General features: G+C 46.0%; 2 protein-coding genes. Both read left to right on the top strand.

Features of this window, described 5'->3' with window-relative positions; translation table 11 throughout:
- A partial coding sequence (locus AB1466_04180) for an HD-GYP domain-containing protein (protein MEW6189295.1) occupies positions 1 to 909 on the top strand: 909 nt, incomplete at its 5' end.
- Positions 890 to 2176 carry an HD domain-containing phosphohydrolase gene (locus tag AB1466_04175; GenBank protein MEW6189294.1) on the top strand — a complete coding sequence of 429 codons (1287 nt, stop codon included), beginning with the start codon at positions 890 to 892 and terminating at the stop codon, positions 2174 to 2176. The genes AB1466_04180 and AB1466_04175, both read left to right, overlap by 20 nt.
- The last annotated feature ends 173 nt before the right edge of the window (positions 2177 to 2349 follow it).

The raw sequence follows: 2349 nt of genomic DNA, 5'->3' as shown, positions 1-2349 counted from the left end.
AGCTATTCTGATTTTCCTTGGATTCTTATACCTTTTACCCTATGTGCAACCGCTTACTTTCTCGTTAATAGCTCTTTGGTATCGATGGGAATCGGATTTTTGGAGGATGTTTCTCCCGTCAATATTTGGCTTTTTGACTGCAAATGGGCCATTCCCAATTATTTTGCACTCGCACCGTTGGGAATCATTCTGGCCCAAATCTATGTCAAAACTGGACCAGTGGGAATCATCTTACTCGTAGCGCCCTTCCTCATCGCCAGGCAGACCTTCCAGGTTTATATGGAATTGCGTGGAGCTTACATGGGCACAGTGAAATCCCTGGTCGCTGCAGTTGAAGCCAAGGATCCATATACCAGGGGGCATGCGGAACGGGTCGCGGAATATGCGGAGAAGATCGCAAGGCAGTTACATCTGCCCGAGGAGAAAATCGAAACGCTTAAGTACGCAGCCCTCCTCCATGATGTGGGAAAGATAGGAATCACTCGAAAAATTCTTAGTAAACCTGGGAAGCTTACCCCCGCCGAATATAGAAAAGTCGAAGAACACCCGGAGATAGGCGCGGCCATAATTAGAGAGATAGAATTCTTAAAGGAGGTTGTGCCCGCCATTTTTCATCATCACGAGCGGGTGGATGGTTCCGGTTATGTCGATGGTATTAAGGGGGAGATGATCCCCCTCATGGCTCGAATTTTAGCCGTTGCCGACAGCTATGACGCCATGACATCGGTTCGTCCTTATCGTCCAGCTCTGGACCAAGAAACAGTCGTAAAAGAACTCACCACATACAGTGGATCTCAATGGGATAAGATTTTGGTGAAAGCATTGATGATAGATTTGGGTTTGAATGCTAACTATCGAGAGGGTGAAAAAAGGAAAGGGCAGATGAACCTTGTCGGATATAAGATCTAGAGGATTAATCGTAAGAATCTTCATCATTCTGGTTGGTTGCGGGTTATTTTCCTATTTCATGAGGGATATCTCTTTTGAACATTCCGATATCCTTCAATTCATCTTCTTTGCTGCCTTAGTTTGCATGGCCGAATTCTTTGATATCACATTGCCCCAAGGGGGATCCATTTCGGTAAGCCCCGCTATCATCCTAGCTGCGTTGCTTCTATTGCCTCTTCCAAACATCCTCGTTGCAGCCGTTGTTGGGATCGTCATCACCGCTCTAGTAAGGCGGAAGATGGTGGAGATGGGAGGGGTTCTCTTTCCAATCGCCGAGATCTCAATAACAATTTGCCTTTCTGGCACCATTTTCTATCTCCTTTTCTATCTAAATCGAGGGCGTCCATACCAAGCAGCCCCAGGTGAACTCGGTTTATTCAGAGATTTTCTACCCCTGATCGCTCTCTGTGTCAGCTATTTCCTCATCGATGTTGGTTTAGATCAATTACTGCATTCTCTGAAGAGGAGAACCTTTTTCCTTTCAGCTTTCATTGGTGGCACAAGGCTCCTTGGACCAATTTACGCCGCTCTATTCTCCGTTGGAATACTCATGGCTTTGCTGTTCTGGGAGATTCATTATTGGATTGCTCCTCTATTCTTCATCCCCCTGTTGGTGACAAGACACTCTTTCAAATTATATCTGGATATACGGAGAGCTTATTATAATACGATAAGGGCTCTCGCTAGCGCAGCCGAGACGCAGGATCCTCAAAATTGTGGTCATGCACAAAGGGTAGCTAGTTATGCAATTAATATCGCGCGGGAAATGGGTATCCATGGTAGGAAGCTCGAGTTGGTTGGATATGCCGCCTTACTCCATGATCTTGGAAAGATAGGGGTGGATGAGGATTCGTTAGATTCGGTACTGGAGACGACCTCGCAGGATGGCGAGCCTCCACATGCTGTCGTGGGCGCCGAAATCCTTGAGCAGGTCGAATTCTTGAGGGATGCTTCAAACATCGTCCGAAAGCATCATCGGGCTTTTGATGGAGAAAGGAGATCGGAAGCGGATCACCCGATAGAGGCTCGAATTATCAACGTTGCTAGCTATTACGACGAGCTCACCCACGCAGAAAAGCCGGAAAAACGCCTCACCCCAAATCAAGCCGTGACAAGGATAAAGAAACAACAAGGCTTCCGATTCGACCCCAAAGTCGTAAGGGCGTTAACAAATATCCTGCAAAGACGAGGAAAATCCTCTCCTTTGCCTAACCCCTTCAATCAATAATTATAGGCTAGACATAAATCGCCTGGGGCAGAAGCTCTTTTGCCAAAACATTGTCCTTAAGCACAAGGAATGTTTCAAATTCTAAGCACAAAGCACCAAATTTAAGCAATATTAAATGAGCAAACATCTCCTGAGCAAAGTCGAAGGAATCCAAAGTTCAAAACATAAATGAA

The sequence above is a fragment of the Actinomycetota bacterium genome, assembly GCA_040755895.1.
In the GTDB taxonomy this organism is placed as follows: domain Bacteria; phylum Actinomycetota; class Aquicultoria; order Subteraquimicrobiales; family Subteraquimicrobiaceae; genus Subteraquimicrobium.
The sequence above is the reverse complement of the archived record's forward strand: the minus strand, read 5'-3'. Positions and strand labels throughout refer to the sequence as shown.